16 protein-coding genes are annotated in these 17,334 nt (G+C 40.6%); 8 read left to right on the top strand and 8 right to left on the bottom strand.

From position 1 onward, the window contains the following. Positions 1 to 15 precede the first annotated feature (15 nt). The 6 genes from KSX81_RS06830 to hemW all read right to left on the bottom strand — a co-directional run bounded on the left by KSX81_RS06830 (position 16) and on the right by hemW (position 6,857). The gene (locus tag KSX81_RS06830; RefSeq protein ID WP_004299317.1) at positions 16 to 1,014 is read right to left on the bottom strand and encodes a DUF4249 domain-containing protein; all 999 of its coding nucleotides are present in this window, start codon (positions 1,012 to 1,014) and stop codon (positions 16 to 18) included. 7 nt (positions 1,015 to 1,021) lie between these two features. Then, entirely contained in the window at positions 1,022 to 3,724 is a 2,703-nt protein-coding gene (locus KSX81_RS06825; protein ID WP_004299318.1) for a TonB-dependent receptor, read from the bottom strand. 1 nt (position 3,725) lies between these two features. Beyond that, positions 3,726 to 4,604, bottom strand: coding sequence for a FecR family protein (locus tag KSX81_RS06820; RefSeq protein ID WP_004299319.1), 879 nt, complete (start codon positions 4,602 to 4,604; stop codon positions 3,726 to 3,728). Positions 4,605 to 4,630: 26 nt separating this feature from the next. Then, complete coding sequence (locus KSX81_RS06815; protein ID WP_004299320.1) at positions 4,631 to 5,065, bottom strand: hypothetical protein; 435 nt, start codon at positions 5,063 to 5,065, stop codon at positions 4,631 to 4,633. Positions 5,066 to 5,152: 87 nt separating this feature from the next. After that, the gene (locus KSX81_RS06810) at positions 5,153 to 5,707 is read right to left on the bottom strand and encodes an RNA polymerase sigma-70 factor (RefSeq protein WP_004299322.1); all 555 of its coding nucleotides are present in this window, start codon (positions 5,705 to 5,707) and stop codon (positions 5,153 to 5,155) included. A gap of 19 nt (positions 5,708 to 5,726) precedes the next feature. Further along, positions 5,727 to 6,857 (bottom strand): radical SAM family heme chaperone HemW, encoded by a 1,131-nt coding sequence (hemW, locus tag KSX81_RS06805; RefSeq protein WP_052587947.1) that lies wholly within the window; start codon positions 6,855 to 6,857, stop codon positions 5,727 to 5,729. Positions 6,858 to 7,404: 547 nt separating this feature from the next. Here hemW and KSX81_RS06800 point away from each other — a divergent pair. The 3 genes from KSX81_RS06800 (at position 7,405) to KSX81_RS06790 (ending at position 12,152) form a co-directional block, all read left to right on the top strand. Then, on the top strand, positions 7,405 to 9,561 hold the full coding sequence (locus KSX81_RS06800; RefSeq protein WP_004299324.1) for an elongation factor G: 2,157 nt from the start codon (positions 7,405 to 7,407) through the stop codon (positions 9,559 to 9,561). A 331-nt stretch (positions 9,562 to 9,892) separates the two neighbouring features. Continuing rightward, positions 9,893 to 11,449, top strand: coding sequence for a sensor histidine kinase (locus KSX81_RS06795; RefSeq protein WP_004299325.1), 1,557 nt, complete (start codon positions 9,893 to 9,895; stop codon positions 11,447 to 11,449). A gap of 1 nt (position 11,450) precedes the next feature. Next, positions 11,451 to 12,152 carry a response regulator transcription factor gene (locus KSX81_RS06790; protein ID WP_004299326.1) on the top strand — a complete coding sequence of 234 codons (702 nt, stop codon included), beginning with the start codon at positions 11,451 to 11,453 and terminating at the stop codon, positions 12,150 to 12,152. A 77-nt stretch (positions 12,153 to 12,229) separates the two neighbouring features. Here the strand turns inward: KSX81_RS06790 and KSX81_RS06785 are convergent, their stop codons facing one another. Beyond that, positions 12,230 to 12,406 (bottom strand): hypothetical protein, encoded by a 177-nt coding sequence (locus tag KSX81_RS06785; RefSeq protein WP_004299327.1) that lies wholly within the window; start codon positions 12,404 to 12,406, stop codon positions 12,230 to 12,232. Between the two features lie 140 nt (positions 12,407 to 12,546). Then, a complete protein-coding gene (locus KSX81_RS06780) occupies positions 12,547 to 12,993 on the bottom strand; it encodes a MarR family winged helix-turn-helix transcriptional regulator (RefSeq protein WP_004299328.1) in 447 nt (148 codons plus the stop codon). Between the two features lie 160 nt (positions 12,994 to 13,153). On the opposite strand from KSX81_RS06780, the gene rpsF reads away from it, so the two are divergent. The 5 genes from rpsF (at position 13,154) to KSX81_RS06755 (ending at position 17,327) form a co-directional block, all read left to right on the top strand. Beyond that, positions 13,154 to 13,498 (top strand): 30S ribosomal protein S6, encoded by a 345-nt coding sequence (rpsF, locus tag KSX81_RS06775; protein ID WP_004299329.1) that lies wholly within the window; start codon positions 13,154 to 13,156, stop codon positions 13,496 to 13,498. 2 nt (positions 13,499 to 13,500) lie between these two features. After that, the gene (gene rpsR / locus KSX81_RS06770; RefSeq protein ID WP_002562536.1) at positions 13,501 to 13,773 is read left to right on the top strand and encodes a 30S ribosomal protein S18; all 273 of its coding nucleotides are present in this window, start codon (positions 13,501 to 13,503) and stop codon (positions 13,771 to 13,773) included. 14 nt (positions 13,774 to 13,787) lie between these two features. Continuing rightward, positions 13,788 to 14,231: a 50S ribosomal protein L9 gene (gene rplI, locus KSX81_RS06765; RefSeq protein WP_004299330.1), complete on the top strand. Its 444-nt coding sequence runs from the start codon at positions 13,788 to 13,790 to the stop codon at positions 14,229 to 14,231. Positions 14,232 to 14,312: 81 nt separating this feature from the next. Further along, on the top strand, positions 14,313 to 15,977 hold the full coding sequence (locus KSX81_RS06760; protein WP_044918830.1) for a DUF6377 domain-containing protein: 1,665 nt from the start codon (positions 14,313 to 14,315) through the stop codon (positions 15,975 to 15,977). Between the two features lie 237 nt (positions 15,978 to 16,214). Further along, a complete protein-coding gene (locus KSX81_RS06755; protein ID WP_032841836.1) occupies positions 16,215 to 17,327 on the top strand; it encodes a Gfo/Idh/MocA family protein in 1,113 nt (370 codons plus the stop codon). Positions 17,328 to 17,334: the final 7 nt, after the last annotated feature.

The raw sequence follows: 17,334 nt of genomic DNA, 5'->3' as shown, positions 1-17,334 counted from the left end.
TGCCTCCGTCAGAAATCATATCCATGGCTTTTCTATATGAATGATTTTGCTTGTCTCCGTACTGATCCCGACAATCCCGACCCCTCCGTGCACATTGCCGGGATATTTGATTGGTTCGTTTATTGTCTCATCATAAGCGTCGGAATCTGCCAGGTTGAGTGCTTTCAGATAGTAATATTCGGTTTCTGTAATGCTTAACAGACGCACAATAATATCCATCTTTACATTCGTTCCATATTTGGAAAGCCCCTCAACATTTGTCTGGTTGTAAACTGTCATGGTATAAGATGTATTTTTGAATCGTGAGTCGTCAAACACCCCATATATATTCTTTACAGTGTCGAACATGCCATTATCTTCGTCATCGCTGTTGGTAGGCTGTCCGTCCGTCAACACAACATCTTCGCGAGATATAAAATGATAACGGTGTGTGGTTTGAGTGACATATTCGCCTATTTCATTATTATAGTCTTTCACTGTCATTTGCTTATCCATGATAAGTCGATAGAAATTATTTTCGTTGGGGCGATCTTTGATGTTGATTTTATATCGGAGATAATTCTGTGTATAATAATACTGTGTCAGTGGAACAGTGACCGTATCGATATCAGTTATTTCGTGGGGACGCTGTGGAACGGTAACTTCAGCCCATGCGTGATACTGTCCGTCGTCAGTGAGAGCGTCGATACGTACTACATCTCCGGGAGAGAACTTGCCGGAAATGTTGAAGCGGCATTGCATATCTCCTTCCGCCTGGGGTGGGAGCGGACGTAAACTTTCTGACAACTGTCCGTTAACACGTACTTCCACGGTGGCTTTTTCTGCATGAGTGGCGTATCCTCTTCCCGTGAAATTGAGGTAAAGAACATTGGTCAGACTATCTGCATTGATTAGTGCGTTCATCACTAGTTTGGGGGGATTGTCCTTTACACTAAACGGGAGTTCGTTTTCGCAAGATACTGTTGTCAGTAATGCTATTAACAGGATAAATGGATAATATATACGAGTTCTCATAATGGGTTTAGAATCTATAAGTGTAAGTGAATGATGGAATTAATGGAAGTATAGTATACTTCTTGATAATCGGTTTGTAGGGATCGTTTTTGCTGGTGCTGCGATATACGAAGGTAGGATTCATCGCATTATATGCATTATACAGACTGATATTCCAGGTACGCATACCATGTTTGGTCTTTTTGTTGAAATTGACTCCCACATTCAACCGGTGACTGGCTGGTAACCGGTAATTATTACGATGCTCCACATACGAAGCTTCTCCGATGGTGGGTGAAGTTATGCCTGAATCAAAATAATCTCCATATCCATATCCTCCTCCAAATCCGTTGTTTGTGCCATCGCTAGGACGGATGACAGCGGTTTTCTCTTCAGGGATTGTACTTGTTCCACCTGTATAAAACACCCAGGAAGCACCGATGTCGATACGTTCGTTGAACTTATGGTTGATTGTCAGGTTGATATTGTGTCTTCGGTCATATTTATATGGAAACCGTTCACCGTTGTTGATACCGCCTTTGGCAAACTGACGATCACTTTTGGACAAAGTGTAGGACAGCCATCCCGTCGTTCTTCCAAGTGTCTTCTGTGCCATAAACTCAATACCTGCCGAACGTCCCTTGCCCATTTCCACTTTATTTTCCCAACCGGCAGAAGAACCGAAGAAGCTGACTCCCTCCTTATACTCCAATACATTATACATATCTTTATAATAGCCTTCTACCGAGAATTCCCATCCCTCGATTCCCGTATAGTATCCGCCTAATGAATATTGGTGAGAGCGCATCGGTTTGATTTTTTTAGTCACGGGAACCCATAAGTCCGTAGGCATTGCGATTGGCATGGATGATAACAGATGTACGTATTGGCTCATTTGTGTATAAGAGGCTTTCAGAGTTACGTCTTTCCCTAGTTGATAACGGGCGGAAACTCGTGGCTGCAAAGAAAAATAACTCTGCTTCTGTACCTGAAACAAGGAGAAGTGTAATCCGAGATTCAGACGCAGACGGTCATTTACCTTGATGTTGTCTTCCAGATAAGCCGATAGCTCATGCCCGTAAATCCGGCTGTTGGCGATGCTGTGGTAAGTGGTGTCGCGATCTACTTTGTCTCCTGTTTTCTCGGAGATTTTGGATGTCATGACCTCCGGACGAAACCGATGATAGATATATCCTGTACCAAATTTAATGTGGTGTGTGGGAGACGGGTTATAATCGAAATCAATCTGATAGCTCCAGTCATTGATCCCAGAACGATAATCGGCTGAATATCGGTTGATTATCGAAGCTCCCATACTGTTAGCATATTTATTGTTGTTGTATGAGTTGACGTCGAATAAATAGTTGTTGTAAGAGACGGTTGTGTTGCTGAACAGACGGTTGTTGAATATATAGTTCCATCTGGCGGAAACAATGGTATTTCCCCAATTCATTGTGCTTCCATCCTTGGAGTCGGTATCTCCATCATAATTGGCGGCAAAATGATCTTTTCCATTGTAAACGCTTAGATAGATACGGCTCCGGTCGGAGAATTTATGATTGATTTTGGCATTGATGTCATAAAAGTAATAACCATATTCTTCATCATTCGGCATAAATGGCTTGGCGATGAGATCGACATACGAACGTCTGGCGGAAATGTTGAAAGAGGTTTTTCCTTTCACAATCGGGCCTTCCAGATTGATTTTGCTGGTTAGTAATCCGATACTAAGCGTACCGTGGTATTTCTGCATGTCTCCGTCATTGGTGCGGACATCAATGACGGAAGAAAGACGTCCGCCGAAACGTGCCGGAAAGGAGCTTTTGAATAGTGTTACCTTTTTGACGGCCTCCGGAGTAAAAACCGAAAAGAATCCGAACATGTGGTCTACGTTGTATACAGGAGTTCCATCCAGTAGAATAAGATTCTGGTCCGGACTGCCGCCGCGTATATACAGTCCGGCTGAACCGTCTACTCCTGCCTGTACGCCAGGCATCAGCTGGATGGCTTTCATGACATCTGCTTCTCCCAGTATGCTCGGCGTATTTTTAATCTGTGTCATCGGAATTTCGATAGAGCCCATCTGGGTAGCTACGGTGCCCGTTTCAGTTTTATCGGAAACGATCACTACCTCTTGCAACTGCGTGTTTCCCTGCATACGGATATTCAGCAATGTATCTTGTGAGAGCGTAAAATGATGCGCTTCTGTGGCATAACCCAGATAGGAGAAACGCAGTTCGGTTTCTCCTTCGGGCAAAGTGATGCTGTAAAAACCGTAAGGATTGGTGGTTGTTCCTTGATTCTGATGACTCTCAATGATATTGGTTCCAATCAACGTCTCGGAAGACGTTCCATCCGTGACATATCCGCTGATAGTGAACTTACGGCCTACGGTTTTTGATTCTTTTTTCTTTTGCAGTAGAATATGGCGGCCGGTGAACTGATAACTGATCTGCTCATTCTTGAATACGAGGTCAAGTATTTCACGCAATGGTTTATCCTTTACCTGCAAATTGATTTTATGTTTGATGATAATTTCCTCGCCATAGATAAAAGAATATCCGGTTGAGTTTTCAATCCGCTTGACGAATTCTTTTAGTGTGGCGTTTCGTAGTGTCAGCGAAAGCCGGGCCTCCGCATTTTGTGCATATATTTGAGTGGTGATAAGGAGTGCCACCCCTATCAGAACAATGGTTCTGACAGGGAAGCGACCTTGGAATATTATATTCATCTTAGTCTGGTTTAGCAGTGATAATAATCTGTTTATTGTTTTGTGAGTAGTTGAAATAACCGGCATTATGTAATACAGATAAAATAGTTGCCAGATCTTCTCCATCGCGGAATCGTGCTGTGATCCGGTAATTTTGCAAAGTTGTATCGGCTATCTGGATCGTCGCTCCGAATGAGTTGGACAGTTCGCGGGCAATCTCTTGTAAAGGCAGGTCGTCGAATATAAACTCTCCTTGTCGCCAGGAAATTTCATCTTCTGCATTCTTTAAAACCTTGCGGGTGAGTTTTTCTTCTACCTTATTATATATAGCAATCTCGTTAGGCTTCAAAACCATACGAACAGATTTACTTTTATTGCTGACTGCTACCGAGCCGGACAATAACGTTGTCTTTATATCCGGATTGTCATGATATGCATCTACATTGAAATGGGTTCCCAGCACCTGAACGTCAATCGTTTCAGTCTGCACGATAAACGGATGCTTTGGGTCCTTGCTTACTTCAAAATAGGCTTCTCCATTTAGCTCCACTTCCCGTTTGTCCGATTGGAACTTTTCCGGATAAGAAAGCGAAGAATAATGGTTGAGCGTGACGGAACTACCATCAGGGAGGCGGACAGAACGTGTCTCTGCCAGAGTGGAAATCGTTTGTATTGCAGCAGGTTGCATATATAAATAAGCTGTCCATACCGATAGGCAAAGTAGAACTACTGCCGCTGCTGCCGAGAAGGTGCGTATCAAAGTCAGATGCCGGGTATGCGACTTCAGTCTTTTTTCTAGTTCCGGGTAACTGGCTGCTGCTGAAAAACGCCCTCGCGGTGAACGCGTGGAAGCAATGAGCTGATTCAGTATTTCTTCTAATTCCGTATCGGTGTGTTTCATATTTTTTCTGTATTACTCTTGATCCATTATTTTCGTTTCAACAGAATGGTCAGTTTGCTGATTCCTCCTTCTTTCCATTGGGGAGTGCAGGATAAAGTGACATTCTGTTTATTCAATACCATCTGTTTGGGATAGATTTTAATGATAGTCGTAGCCGACTTCTTACCCGCTTTGATGATTACTTTCTTTTCCGTCAGTTGTATGACTGCTGCTTGCCCTGTTACCGGAGGAGGTGCGGCAAGTACTACCGTCCGGTCTTCTTTCGCTTTCTCCATCGCCACAATTTTAATTTCCAATTCACACTCTGATTTGTTTCCTTCACATTCTACTGTTTCCTTCGAATGTTCGAACCCTGCATAGTCTTTGGGCAAATTGTCGTTGTCATTGTTGCATGAGAACAGGCACAGGCAAGTTGATAGAAGAACAAGGATTCCAATGTTTGCGTCATTTAGCTTTTTCATTTTTCTGTCTTTTTTAGTGATTGATTTATTTGTTGATAAAGACCGGAGGTTGACAGAAACTCCCTACGCTCTTTTTCTAAATAATTGTTAATCTATTTCTGCCCGGCAAATCATCTCTTTGAGTCGTGTGATTGCTTTCTGAAGTTGTGCGTCCACTGTATTCATGCTGATACCTAATTCTTCCGCTACTTGTGTATAACTTTGTTTTTCTTCGCGGATGCGAATGAATACTTCCCTACAACGTTCCGGAAGCCGGTCGAGTGCCTTTACGTAAAGAGCAAATAATTCTTCACTGATGAGTGATTCTTCCGGTGAATAGCTCTGTTCCTGTGGCTCCGGCAGAGAATCGGGATGAATGTAAGTGTGTTTTGATTCTTTTTCCAGATAATTGAGCGAAGCATTCTTGACGAGAATGAAACAATAATCTTCAATGTTTCTCACATCAAGTAAATTGCTACGCTGTTTCCATAGTTTCAGAAATACGTCGAGAACGATTTCCTGCGACCATTCTTCCTGCTTCACATAGTAGTAGGCTATGCGGAAGAGGCGATCGTAAGTCATGTTGTAAAAGTCCCGGAAAGCAGTTTGCGAATCCAGTTCTTTCATTTGCCGCAATAACTTTCTAACTTCTGATTCGGTCATCGGCTTGCTGTTTGTTTTGTTAATCTACCCAAAGTAAATCACTCATTATACTGTCAGAAATAAAAATACCTTCACGCGTTAGGCGCAAAGCTCCGTTGTATTCCTCCAGTTTACCATTTTTCAGATAAGGTGCAGCCATTTTTTGACAATACTTCCACATTTCATTGCCGAACATCTGTTTCAGTTTCTCTATAGGTGTTCCCCATACGGTACGGATGGTAGTGATAATAAACTCGTTGTAGCGGATGGTTGGGTTCAGATACTCTGTCTCGAAAGCACGGCAGCCTTCTTCTATACCTTTTATATAAGTGTCGATTGAAGACACATTCCATTCCCGTGTCATTCCGTCAAAAGAATGTGCTGATGGTCCGCATCCCAGATAAGCTATTCCTTTCCAATAGGAAGTGTTGTGGTGGGAATATTTTCCGGGGCGGCAGAAATTGGAAATTTCATAGTGTTCAAATCCTGCTTTCTGCAAATGCTCTATCAGTAATGTGAAAAATTCTAAACTGGAGTCTTCGTCTACCTCGGATATTTGGTGCTGTTTTAACATATTATATATAGGTGTATCTTCCTCATAAATCAAGTGATAGGCGGAGATATGTTCTACATTCAGACTGATAGCTTGACGGAGATCGTTTTCCCATCGTTCTTTTGTTTCTCCGGGCAATCCGTAAATTAGGTCGATACTGATGTTCTGGAAATCGGCTTTCCGGCATCTGTCAATTGCTTCGATGGCTGTACGGGCATTGTGGCGGCGTCTCAATAGTTTGAGCGTAGCGTCATCAAAAGTCTGTATTCCCATGCTGAGGCGGTTGAAAGGAAGTGAGGAAAGCATTTCCAGATATTCCTGCGATAAATCATCCGGATTAGCTTCCAGAGTGATTTCCTGACAATGATTCAATCCGTAGTGCTCGCGGATGGTATCAAATATTTGTTCAAAATCCTCTTTTTCCAGTTGAGACGGGGTTCCGCCACCGAAATAAATAGTTTCTATATCTTCTCCTTTCAGGTATTCTTTACGCATCGTCAACTCCCGGCAGAGAGCCTGTACATAACGGGGTTTGAGTTCGCTGCGAGTGGTTGAGTAGAAGTCGCAGTAGATGCAGCGCGTTTTGCAAAAAGGAATATGAAGATAGATACCTGCCATAGCTATGCTGTTTGGGTTTGTGGGTGTAAAAGTAAGACTATTATTAGATATATCAAAAAAGCAGTTGACGGAAATTATTTATAGTGGGGTAGGAATACGCTAAATAGATAATTCCCCATCGATTAGTAGAAGATAATTTCCTGCAATGCTGAATTTAAGATCTTTTCTTTTATAAATAAGATTCGAACTTGTAGCCGGGTTTTCGTTTGACTTAAGTCAAACGATAGAATGACTTAAGTTAAACTATCGCTTGACTTAAGTCAAACGAAAACTGATTAGGCAACGGGGAAACTATTGTATGAAAGGAAAACAACTAAAAATAACATCGTGCCGGATTACTCGTTGCAACTATGAAATTAGTTTATAGCCATGCGAAAATAATTTTTAACCCGTTTCGAAAATGTTCATGTTAAAGATGTGTTACATAACATTGTTTAGTAACACTGCCATAAGTGTTGCTTTTCCCCCAATTAATCCCTAATTTGCGCATCACAAAATTAATGGTATGTGAGAAACATACTGAGTAATTACTAAAATCTTATATATTATGAAAGTATATCAGACTAATGAAATCAAGAACATTGCCTTGTTGGGAAGTTCTGGCTCTGGGAAAACCACTCTCGTGGAAGCGATGCTTTTCGAGAGTGGTGTTATAAAACGTCGCGGATCTGTTGCCGCAAAAAACACAGTTAGCGATTATTTTCCTGTTGAACAAGAGTATGGTTACTCCGTTTTCTCCACCGTTCTCCATGTAGAATGGAATAACAAAAAACTTAATATTATTGACTGTCCGGGATCGGACGACTTCGTAGGCAGCACAGTGACTGCACTAAATGTGACCGACACAGCAATTATCCTTCTTAATGGCCAATACGGTGTCGAAGTCGGTACACAAAATCACTTCCGTTATACAGAAAAGCTGAATAAACCTGTTATTTTTCTAGTCAACCAGCTTGATAATGAAAAATGCGATTATGATAATATCCTCGAACAGCTGAAAGAGGCATACGGCTCTAAGGTTGTTCCCATCCAATATCCGATAGCTACCGGTCCGGGCTTTAATGCGCTGATCGACGTATTGTTGATGAAGAAATACTCATGGAAACCCGAAGGAGGGGCTCCGACAATCGAAGATATTCCGGCAGAAGAAATGGATAAGGCCATGGAAATGCACAAAGCGTTGGTAGAAGCTGCTGCCGAGAATGATGAAAATCTGATGGAGAAATTCTTCGAACAAGATTCCCTGTCAGAAGACGAAATGCGTGAAGGTATCCGTAAGGGATTGATCGCCAGAGGTATGTTCCCTGTATTCTGTGTTTGCGGAGGTAAGGATATGGGCGTTCGCCGTTTGATGGAATTCTTGGGAAACGTTGTTCCTTTTGTATCTGAAATGCCAAAGGTACAGAATACGGAAGGTAAAGAAGTGGCTCCTGACTCCAATGGACCGGAATCTCTTTATTTCTTCAAGACAAGTGTGGAACCGCATATCGGTGAAGTTTCCTATTTTAAAGTAATGAGCGGTAAAGTTCATGAGGGAGACGATTTGCTGAATGCCGACCGTGGTTCGAAGGAACGTATCGCGCAAATCTATGTGGTAGCCGGTGGTAACCGTGTCAAGGTGGAAGAATTGCAGGCCGGTGATATCGGTGCTGCCGTGAAACTGAAAGACGTGAAAACCGGTAATACGCTGAACGGTAAGGATTGTGACTACAAATTCAATTTTATCAAATATCCGAACTCTAAATATACACGTGCCATTAAGCCGGTGAATGAAGCGGATGTGGAAAAGATGATGAGTATCCTGAACCGTATGCGCGAAGAAGATCCTACCTGGGTGATTGAGCAATCAAAAGAACTGAAACAGACTTTGGTACACGGTCAGGGAGAATTCCATCTTCGTACCTTGAAATGGCGTTTGGAAAACAACGAAAAACTTCAGGTAAAATATGAAGAACCGAAGATTCCATATCGTGAAACGATTACAAAGGCTGCCCGTGCCGACTATCGTCATAAGAAACAGTCCGGTGGTGCCGGTCAATTTGGTGAAGTTCACCTGATCGTAGAACCTTATAAAGAAGGTATGCCTGTGCCTGAAACGTATAAGTTCAATGGACAGGAATTTAAGATTACCGTGAGAGGTACGGAAGAGATACCATTGGAATGGGGTGGTAAACTGGTGTTTGTTAACAGTATCGTCGGTGGTTCTATCGATGCCCGCTTCTTGCCTGCTATTATGAAAGGTATTATGTCTCGTATGGAGCAAGGACCGTTGACGGGTTCGTATGCTCGTGACGTGCGCGTTATTGTTTACGATGGTAAGATGCACCCGGTAGATTCGAATGAAATCTCCTTTATGCTTGCCGGACGTAATGCCTTTAGTGAAGCCTTCAAGAATGCCGGTCCGAAAATTCTGGAACCGATTTATGATGTAGAAGTGTTCGTTCCGTCTGATAGGATGGGAGATGTGATGGGAGATCTGCAGGGACGTCGTGCCATGATTATGGGTATGAGTAGTGAAAAAGGTTTTGAGAAACTGGTTGCGAAAGTACCTTTGAAAGAAATGTCATCTTATTCTACGGCGCTTAGCTCTCTCACGGGTGGACGTGCTTCGTTCATTATGAAATTCTCTAGTTATGAGCTTGTGCCGACGGATGTTCAAGATAAGTTAATGAAGGACTTTGAAGCTAAACAAACTGAAGAATAAGTATAAATGATAGGTGATAATTGATTGAATATTCACTATAATATTCGGTATTTATCATCTGTTAGGCATAAAGAATCAACTAAAACGTTAAAACCGCCGCCTTTTTTAAGTAAAAGGGGGCGGTTTTTGTTTAACTATGATTAATAAAGATGGAAAAACACAAGGAGAAGATTTAATTTTTTATTAAATTTGCAAACCAAAGGAGGGGTTTTATTGTTGTAGTAATCAGAATACAACCTAAATAGCTCCTTACGGTTAATTTCCGGGAAGTTCCGGTTAAATCAAGTTAATGCATTAGGAGTGTTAATTAGGGAGTGTTAATTTTGTTGCTATGAAGAAGTCAACAATTTGGATATTAGGTATTGTAATGGGGCTTTCCTTCCTTAGCTTGCTGTATTTGCAGGTAAGTTATATAGAGGAAATGATGAAAACCCGTAAGGAACAGTTTGATTCGGCTGTACGCAATAGCCTGGATCAGGTTTCCAAGGATGTGGAATATGCAGAGACCAGACGTTGGTTGATCGAAGATATTTCAGAAGCAGAAAGAAAAGCGCTGATTGCGAATAATGCTTCCATACAACAAGACAACTTGATTCAGCAAACGCAGCGGTTTACAGTGAAGTCTAAGGATGGAAAAGTATATTCGGATTTTGAGCTGAAAGTGATGACCACTAAGCCCTCCGAGCTTCCGAAGGCTATGATTTCTCCTTACAGGGGGACAAAGACCATTCCGGAAACTTCGCGTTCATTAGTGGAAGCCATCAAGAATCGGTATATGTATCAACGGGCATTACTCGATGAAGTGGCCTGGCAGATGATTTACCGGGGAAGTGACAAGTCGATTGGAGACAGAGTACGGTTTAAAGAACTGGATGACTATCTGAAATCGAGCTTATATAATAATAGTATAGATTTGCCTTATCACTTTACGGTGATCGACAAAGACGGAAGGGAAGTCTACCGTTGTGCGGATTATGAGGCAAAGGGAAGTGAAGACGCTTATCAGCAGGCATTGTTCAAGAATGACCCGCCTGCCAAAATGAGTATCTTGAAAGTGCACTTTCCGGGGAAGAAAGATTATATCTTTGACTCCATCAGTTTCATGATTCCGTCGCTGATATTTACACTGGTATTGTTAGTGACATTCATCTTTACGATTTATATCGTATTCCGGCAAAAGAAACTGACGGAAATGAAGAATGACTTTATCAATAATATGACGCACGAATTTAAAACACCGATATCTACCATTTCATTAGCAGCCCAGATGTTGAAAGATCCCGCGGTGGGAAAATCTCCACAGATGTTCCAGCATATATCGGGAGTGATTAATGATGAAACCAAGCGCTTGCGCTTCCAGGTGGAAAAGGTGCTCCAGATGTCGATGTTCGAACGTCAGAAGGCCACTTTGAAGATGAAGGAGATTGATGCGAATGAATTAATAGCAGGAGTTGTCAATACCTTTGCGCTGAAAGTGGAACGGTATAATGGTAAGATAACATCGAACCTTGAGGCCACCGATCCTGTTATATTTGCAGACGAGATGCATATCACGAATGTAATCTTTAATCTGATGGATAACGCGGTGAAATATAAGAAACCGGAAGAGGATCTGGAACTGAAAGTGAGAACGTGGAATGAGTCGGGTAAACTGATGATTTCGATACAGGATAATGGTATCGGTATCAAAAAAGAGAACCTGAAAAAGATATTTGAAAAGTTCTATCGTGTACATACGGGTAATCTGCACGATGTGAAGGGCTTTGGACTGGGATTGGCTTATGTGAGAAAAATTATATTGGATCATAAGGGAACCATCCGGGCGGAAAGCGACCTGAACGTGGGAACTAAATTTATTATTGCATTACCTTTATTAAAAAATAATTGATATGGACGAGAAACTGCGTATTTTATTGTGCGAGGATGACGAAAATCTTGGCATGCTTTTAAGAGAATATCTACAGGCAAAAGGTTATTCTGCTGAGTTATATCCTGATGGAGAAGCCGGTTATAAGGCTTTCTTGAAGAATAAATATGACTTGTGCGTGTTTGACGTGATGATGCCTAAAAAAGACGGCTTCACACTGGCACAGGATGTCCGTGCAGCAAATGCTGAAATTCCTATTATCTTCCTGACGGCCAAAACGCTGAAAGAAGATATCCTGGAAGGCTTTAAAATCGGTGCGGATGATTATATCACCAAACCGTTTAGTATGGAAGAATTGACATTCAGAATTGAAGCAATCTTGAGACGTGTTCGTGGAAAGAAGAACAAAGAAAGCAATATCTATAAGATTGGTAAGTTTACTTTCGACACACAGAAACAAATTCTGTCGTCAGAAGGCAAACAAACTAAGCTGACTACCAAAGAGTCTGAACTGCTCGGATTGCTTTGCGCACATGCCAATGAGATTTTGCAACGTGACTTCGCTCTGAAAACAATCTGGATTGACGATAACTATTTCAATGCCCGTAGTATGGACGTGTATATCACGAAATTGCGTAAGCACCTGAAAGAAGACGATTCAATCGAAATTATCAATATTCACGGAAAAGGCTATAAGCTGATTACTCCGGAAGTTGAATCTTAATGATTGCGTTTGAGATAACTCCAAATAAAAAATCCCGGGAACATTCGTTTCCGGGATTTTTTATTGATTTTGCGAAATTAATCAGCGATCTTCTTATTAATAACAATATAAGAAATGAGTCCCAGTACTACAAGTACTACTGAAGTACCCAGGATGGCGTTGTTGTTTACATTTCCTGTAAAGGAACAAGCCAGCAGGATGACTACTCCGACCAAGATTAATATCAATCCTAAGTTCTTTAATAAACCTTTCATGTGTGTGTATTTTAATAGATTATAATATTCCAGTCACAAATTAAAGCATAATTCTTTAACGGGCGAAATTATTTGGATAAAAATTCCATTATAAATGCACGATTTAGTGGATTTTATGATTTGGAGAGAAGTTCTTCTATCTAATCTTTTGTATTGTAGAACACCTTTTTCAGTACCTCCTGTCCAATGCTCAATTCGTCGAGAGTGATACCGTGAAGAGCCTCTTTCAGAGTCTGTCCGGCAATGACACGTGCTTTTTCCTCCAGTTCTTTTCCGTCTTTGGTCAGATGGATCAGGTTGGTGCGGCGGTCTTTTTTATCGGAAATGCGCACAACAAGATGTTGCCGTTCCATATTATCTATCAAACGGGTCATGCTGGGCTTGTCTTTAAAAGTTGCATTACACAACTCTTGTTGCGTCACGCCGTCTTTTTCCCACAGGAAAATGAGTACCGTCCATTGTTCGGGACTGATTTCCAATCCGTTCTGACGAAAGTTACGGTACAGTTTCCGGTTGATTGCCGCAGAAACTTTGCCATTTAATATGGCAAATATAAGTCGAATGTCGAAATTAAATTGCTCTATCATGAAATTATTGTTTAAACAACTTTGCAAAGGTAAGTCTCTTCCCGGATAAATCCTATCTTCGGATACAAAAAAAGATTAAATATTTGTAGTTCAAAATAAAATGTCTAACTTTGCACCCGCATTTAAAATCAAATAATTTATTTATTTAATTAAACGAAGTATGAATCAATACGAAACCGTTTTCATTTTAACTCCCGTTTTATCTGATGTTCAGATGAAGGAAGCGGTAGAAAAATTCAAAGGCGTTCTTCAAGCTGAAGGTGCTGAGATTATTAATGAAGAAAACTGGGGACTGAAGAAATTGGCTTACCCAATTCAGAAGAAGTCTACAGGTTTTTATCAACTGATTGAGTTCAATGCAGATCCTACTGTAATTGACAAGCTGGAAATTAATTTCCGTCGTGATGAACGCGTAATCCGTTTCTTGACTTTCAAGATGGATAAGTATGCTGCTGAATACGCTGCAAAAAGAAGAAGTGTTAAATCAAACAAAAAGGAGGATTAATCATGGCACAACAAGTTCAATCAGAAATCAGATATTTGACTCCGCCGTCAGTAGATGTTAAGAAGAAAAAATACTGCCGTTTCAAAAAGAGTGGTATTAGGTATATCGATTACAAAGATCCTGAATTCTTGAAGAAATTCTTGAATGAACAAGGAAAAATTCTTCCGCGTCGTATTACAGGTACTTCTTTGAAGTTCCAACGTCGTATCGCGCAGGCTGTGAAGAGAGCTCGTCACTTGGCATTGCTGCCTTATGTAACTGACATGATGAAATAAGAAGGAGGAAAAGTATGGAAATTATATTGAAAGAAGACGTAGTAAACTTGGGTTATAAGAACGATATCGTAAACGTGAAATCCGGATACGGTCGTAATTATCTGATCCCGACTGGAAAAGCTGTCATCGCTTCTCCTTCTGCAAAGAAAATGTTGGCTGAAGAACTGAAACAGCGCGCTCACAAACTTGAGAAAATCAAGAAAGATGCTGAGGCTATGGCGGCTAAGCTGGAAGGCGTTTCTTTGACTATTGCAACTAAAGTTAGCTCAACCGGTACTATCTTCGGTTCTGTTGGTAACATCCAGATCGCTGAGGCTTTGTCTAAGCTGGGTCATGAAGTTGACAGAAAGATCATCGTTGTAAAAGACGCTGTAAAAGAAGTTGGTAGTTACAAGGCTATCGTTAAGCTTCACAAGGAAGTTTCAGTAGAGATTCCTTTCGAGGTAGTTGCTGAATAAGAGCAAATTTACTTCATATACAAAAAGCGATTTGTTCTGAATGGATGAATCGCTTTTTTTGTTATCTTTGCTATTACTATTATGAAATTCAACTGTTGTTTGCTAAAGAAGAGGTTTTTGCTTCTGCTGATTGCTTTGGGAATTGGCAGTGCTCTTTATGCGAATGATGAGTTGAAACTATTGACTGATTCTTTACGTAGAGTGATAGATGAAAAGCATGTCTTTGTTAAAGAGAAAGAGGATCGGATAAACCGGATAAAATGTATGTTGAAAAGTCCTGGTTTGACTCTTGAAGGAGAATATAGAATCAATCTACGGTTATATAACGAATATAAAAAATTTCATATTGATTCCGCTATTCATTATGTTGATCGCAATATTGAGATTTCCCGTCAGTTGAATAGACCTTATTTCACCAACCAGTCGTCTTTACATCTTAGTCTTTTATATTCGATGTGTGGCAGGTTCCGTGAAGCGGAGATTATTTTGAAAAGTATAAAGACTTCAGAACTTCCCAGAGATTTATTAATAAACTATTATCAAACTTATTCCAGTTTTTGGGGACACTATTCGATTTCTGTCGCCAACAATCTGTATGGTAAGCAGCAGGCTGCATATCAGGATTCGCTTTTTGCCCTCATTGACCACACTTCTTGGGATTATCGAATGTCCCAGGCTTCTTATTATATTTGGCGTGATACGTTGAAATCGAAAGAGATTTTTAAAGAACTACTGGAAATAGAAGAAGTGGGGACGCCTAATTATGCCATGATAACTCATTCGTATTCCAGGTTATGCCACCATCAGAAAAAGTATGATGAGGAAAAAAAATATCTGATGTTGTCAGCAATAGCCGATACACGGAATGCTACGCGGGAAAATGCATCCCTGCAATCTCTTGCATTGATAGCCTATGATGAACAGAATTTAGCCGATGCCTTTAAATTTACGCAGTCCGCTATCGATGACGTTATTTCTTCTGGTATTCATTTCCGGGCCATCGAAATTTATAAATTCAATTCTATTATTAATACTGCTTATCAGGCAGAGCAGGCCAGATCACGGTCGCATTTGACTACTTTCCTTATTTCTACGAGTATTATCCTTTTTCTTTTACTCTTGTTGGTGCTTTTCATCTATATTCAGATGAAAAAGACGTTGAAAATAAAACAGGCATTAGCGCAGAGTAATGAGGAGCTTTTGCGATTGAACAATAAGCTGAATAGCATGAACAGCCAGCTGAATGATACAAATAATCAGTTGTGCGAAATTAATAGTATAAAGGAGTATTATATAGCCGAATTCTTTGATGTATGCTTTAGCTATATCCATAAAATGGAGAAATATCAGAATATGCTGTATAAAATAGCTATTAATAAATACTATGATGAACTGATTAAGAAGCTAAAATCATCCGCGCTTATCGACGAAGAGCTTAGCGCTTTATACACTCGTTTTGATAAGGTCTTCTTGGGGTTGTATCCCACTTTTGTTTCTGATTTTAACGCCCTGTTGAAAGATGAAGAGAAAATTATTTTAAAACCGGATGCTTTATTGAACAGAGAACTTCGTATTTATGCTTTATTACGCTTGGGTATTACGGATAGTGGGAAGATAGCGAACTTCCTCCGTTGCTCTACAAGTACGGTTTATAATTATCGCACGAAGATGAGAAATAAGGCAGCTGTCGACAGAGATGAATTTGAGAATGAAATTATGAAAATTAGTTCAACACAAGAGACATAAGTGCTATTTTAGTGTTGGAGACTGTTCCAAATCATCTACATTTTTTGGATGCTTTGAAAGTATTAATTGCTTGATTAATAGTGTAAAAGAATGAATTTCTATCTACATAAAGTTGTGTAAGTCAAATAAGCCGTTATTTATTTGGCTAGTTTTGCATTATCGGTTTTCTACTCATCTGCTGAGGGTGAAAATCGATACTTTACCTATTATTTGTACTTAAATTCACTATGCTTAATTATGAACACGCAATCTTCAGTAGACACGAGAATTAAAGTTGGAATTATCGGTTTCGGTAGGATGGGAAGATTCTATTGGGAAGCGATGACAAAAAGTGATCGGTGGAATATTGCTTATATTTGTGATACCGATCCGGAATCACGTCAATTAGCCAAGGAGTTAGCTCCTGGATCTCTTATAGTAGAAGATAATCAAAAGATTTTCGAGGATGAAAGTGTGCAGGTAGTCGGGCTTTTTACTTTAGCTGACTCGAGGATGGGACAAATAGAAAAAGCTATTCGTTACGGCAAACACATTATTTCAGAGAAACCAATTGCAGATACAATGGAAAATGAGTGGAAGGTTGTAGAAATGACGGAAAACACAAACCTCATTTCTACAGTAAACTTGTATCTGCGGAATTCCTGGTATCATAATTTGATGAAAGAATATATCCAGCAAGGGGAGATTGGAGAGCTGGCTATTATCCGTATTTGTCATATGACTCCCGGCTTGGCACCGGGTGAAGGTCATGAGTATGAGGGACCTGCTTTCCATGATTGTGGAATGCATTATGTAGATATTACCCGTTGGTATGCAGGTTGTGATTACAGAACATGGAATGCCCAGGGGGTGAATATGTGGAACTACAAAGATCCTTGGTGGGTACAATGTCACGGAACTTTTCAAAATGGTGTAGTTTTTGATATTACCCAAGGGTTTGTTTATGGGCAATTATCTAAAGACCAGACACATAATTCGTATGTAGATATTATAGGTACAAAAGGAGTTGTGCGTATGACGCATGACTTCAATACTGCTGTTGTCGACCTGCACGGTGTCAATCAGACCATCCGTGTAGAGAAGCCTTTCGGTGGCAAGAATATAGACGTATTGTGTGACCTGTTTGCTGATTCGGTAGAAACCGGAAAGCGCAGTTCTCGCTTACCGTCCATGCGCGATTCGGCCATTGCATCCGAATATGCGTGGACATTCTTAAAAGATACCCGCAAACACGATTTGCCTGCTATTGGTAATTTGCGCACTTTGGAGCAAATACGCGAGCGAAGAAAAAACATGAAAAATGGATATGGATTGTTGCATGGCAACCTTCCAAAGATTATTAACCCTTAAACAAATA

Origin of the sequence: Bacteroides sp. MSK.18.37 (assembly GCF_019129155.2) — a bacterium.
Classification (GTDB): domain Bacteria; phylum Bacteroidota; class Bacteroidia; order Bacteroidales; family Bacteroidaceae; genus Bacteroides; species Bacteroides ovatus.
This window is presented reverse-complemented; position numbering and strand designations above follow the sequence as displayed.

Excerpts from the sequence above, each read along its gene's own strand:
- KSX81_RS06790 (WP_004299326.1), top strand. The coding sequence starts at position 11,451 with ATGGACGAGAAACTGCGTATTTTATTGTGCGAGGATGACGAAAATCTT.
- KSX81_RS06755 (WP_032841836.1), top strand. The coding sequence starts at position 16,215 with ATGAACACGCAATCTTCAGTAGACACGAGAATTAAAGTTGGAATTATC.
- rpsF (WP_004299329.1), top strand. The coding sequence starts at position 13,154 with ATGAATCAATACGAAACCGTTTTCATTTTAACTCCCGTTTTATCTGAT.
- KSX81_RS06785 (WP_004299327.1), bottom strand. The coding sequence starts at position 12,406 with ATGAAAGGTTTATTAAAGAACTTAGGATTGATATTAATCTTGGTCGGA.
- rplI (WP_004299330.1), top strand. The coding sequence starts at position 13,788 with ATGGAAATTATATTGAAAGAAGACGTAGTAAACTTGGGTTATAAGAAC.
- KSX81_RS06815 (WP_004299320.1), bottom strand. The coding sequence starts at position 5,065 with ATGAAAAAGCTAAATGACGCAAACATTGGAATCCTTGTTCTTCTATCA.
- KSX81_RS06825 (WP_004299318.1), bottom strand. The coding sequence starts at position 3,724 with ATGAATATAATATTCCAAGGTCGCTTCCCTGTCAGAACCATTGTTCTG.
- KSX81_RS06760 (WP_044918830.1), top strand. The coding sequence starts at position 14,313 with ATGAAATTCAACTGTTGTTTGCTAAAGAAGAGGTTTTTGCTTCTGCTG.
- KSX81_RS06800 (WP_004299324.1), top strand. The coding sequence starts at position 7,405 with ATGAAAGTATATCAGACTAATGAAATCAAGAACATTGCCTTGTTGGGA.
- KSX81_RS06795 (WP_004299325.1), top strand. The coding sequence starts at position 9,893 with ATGAAGAAGTCAACAATTTGGATATTAGGTATTGTAATGGGGCTTTCC.
- KSX81_RS06820 (WP_004299319.1), bottom strand. The coding sequence starts at position 4,604 with ATGAAACACACCGATACGGAATTAGAAGAAATACTGAATCAGCTCATT.
- rpsR (WP_002562536.1), top strand. The coding sequence starts at position 13,501 with ATGGCACAACAAGTTCAATCAGAAATCAGATATTTGACTCCGCCGTCA.
- KSX81_RS06780 (WP_004299328.1), bottom strand. The coding sequence starts at position 12,993 with ATGATAGAGCAATTTAATTTCGACATTCGACTTATATTTGCCATATTA.
- KSX81_RS06810 (WP_004299322.1), bottom strand. The coding sequence starts at position 5,707 with ATGACCGAATCAGAAGTTAGAAAGTTATTGCGGCAAATGAAAGAACTG.
- hemW (WP_052587947.1), bottom strand. The coding sequence starts at position 6,857 with ATGGCAGGTATCTATCTTCATATTCCTTTTTGCAAAACGCGCTGCATC.
- KSX81_RS06830 (WP_004299317.1), bottom strand. The coding sequence starts at position 1,014 with ATGAGAACTCGTATATATTATCCATTTATCCTGTTAATAGCATTACTG.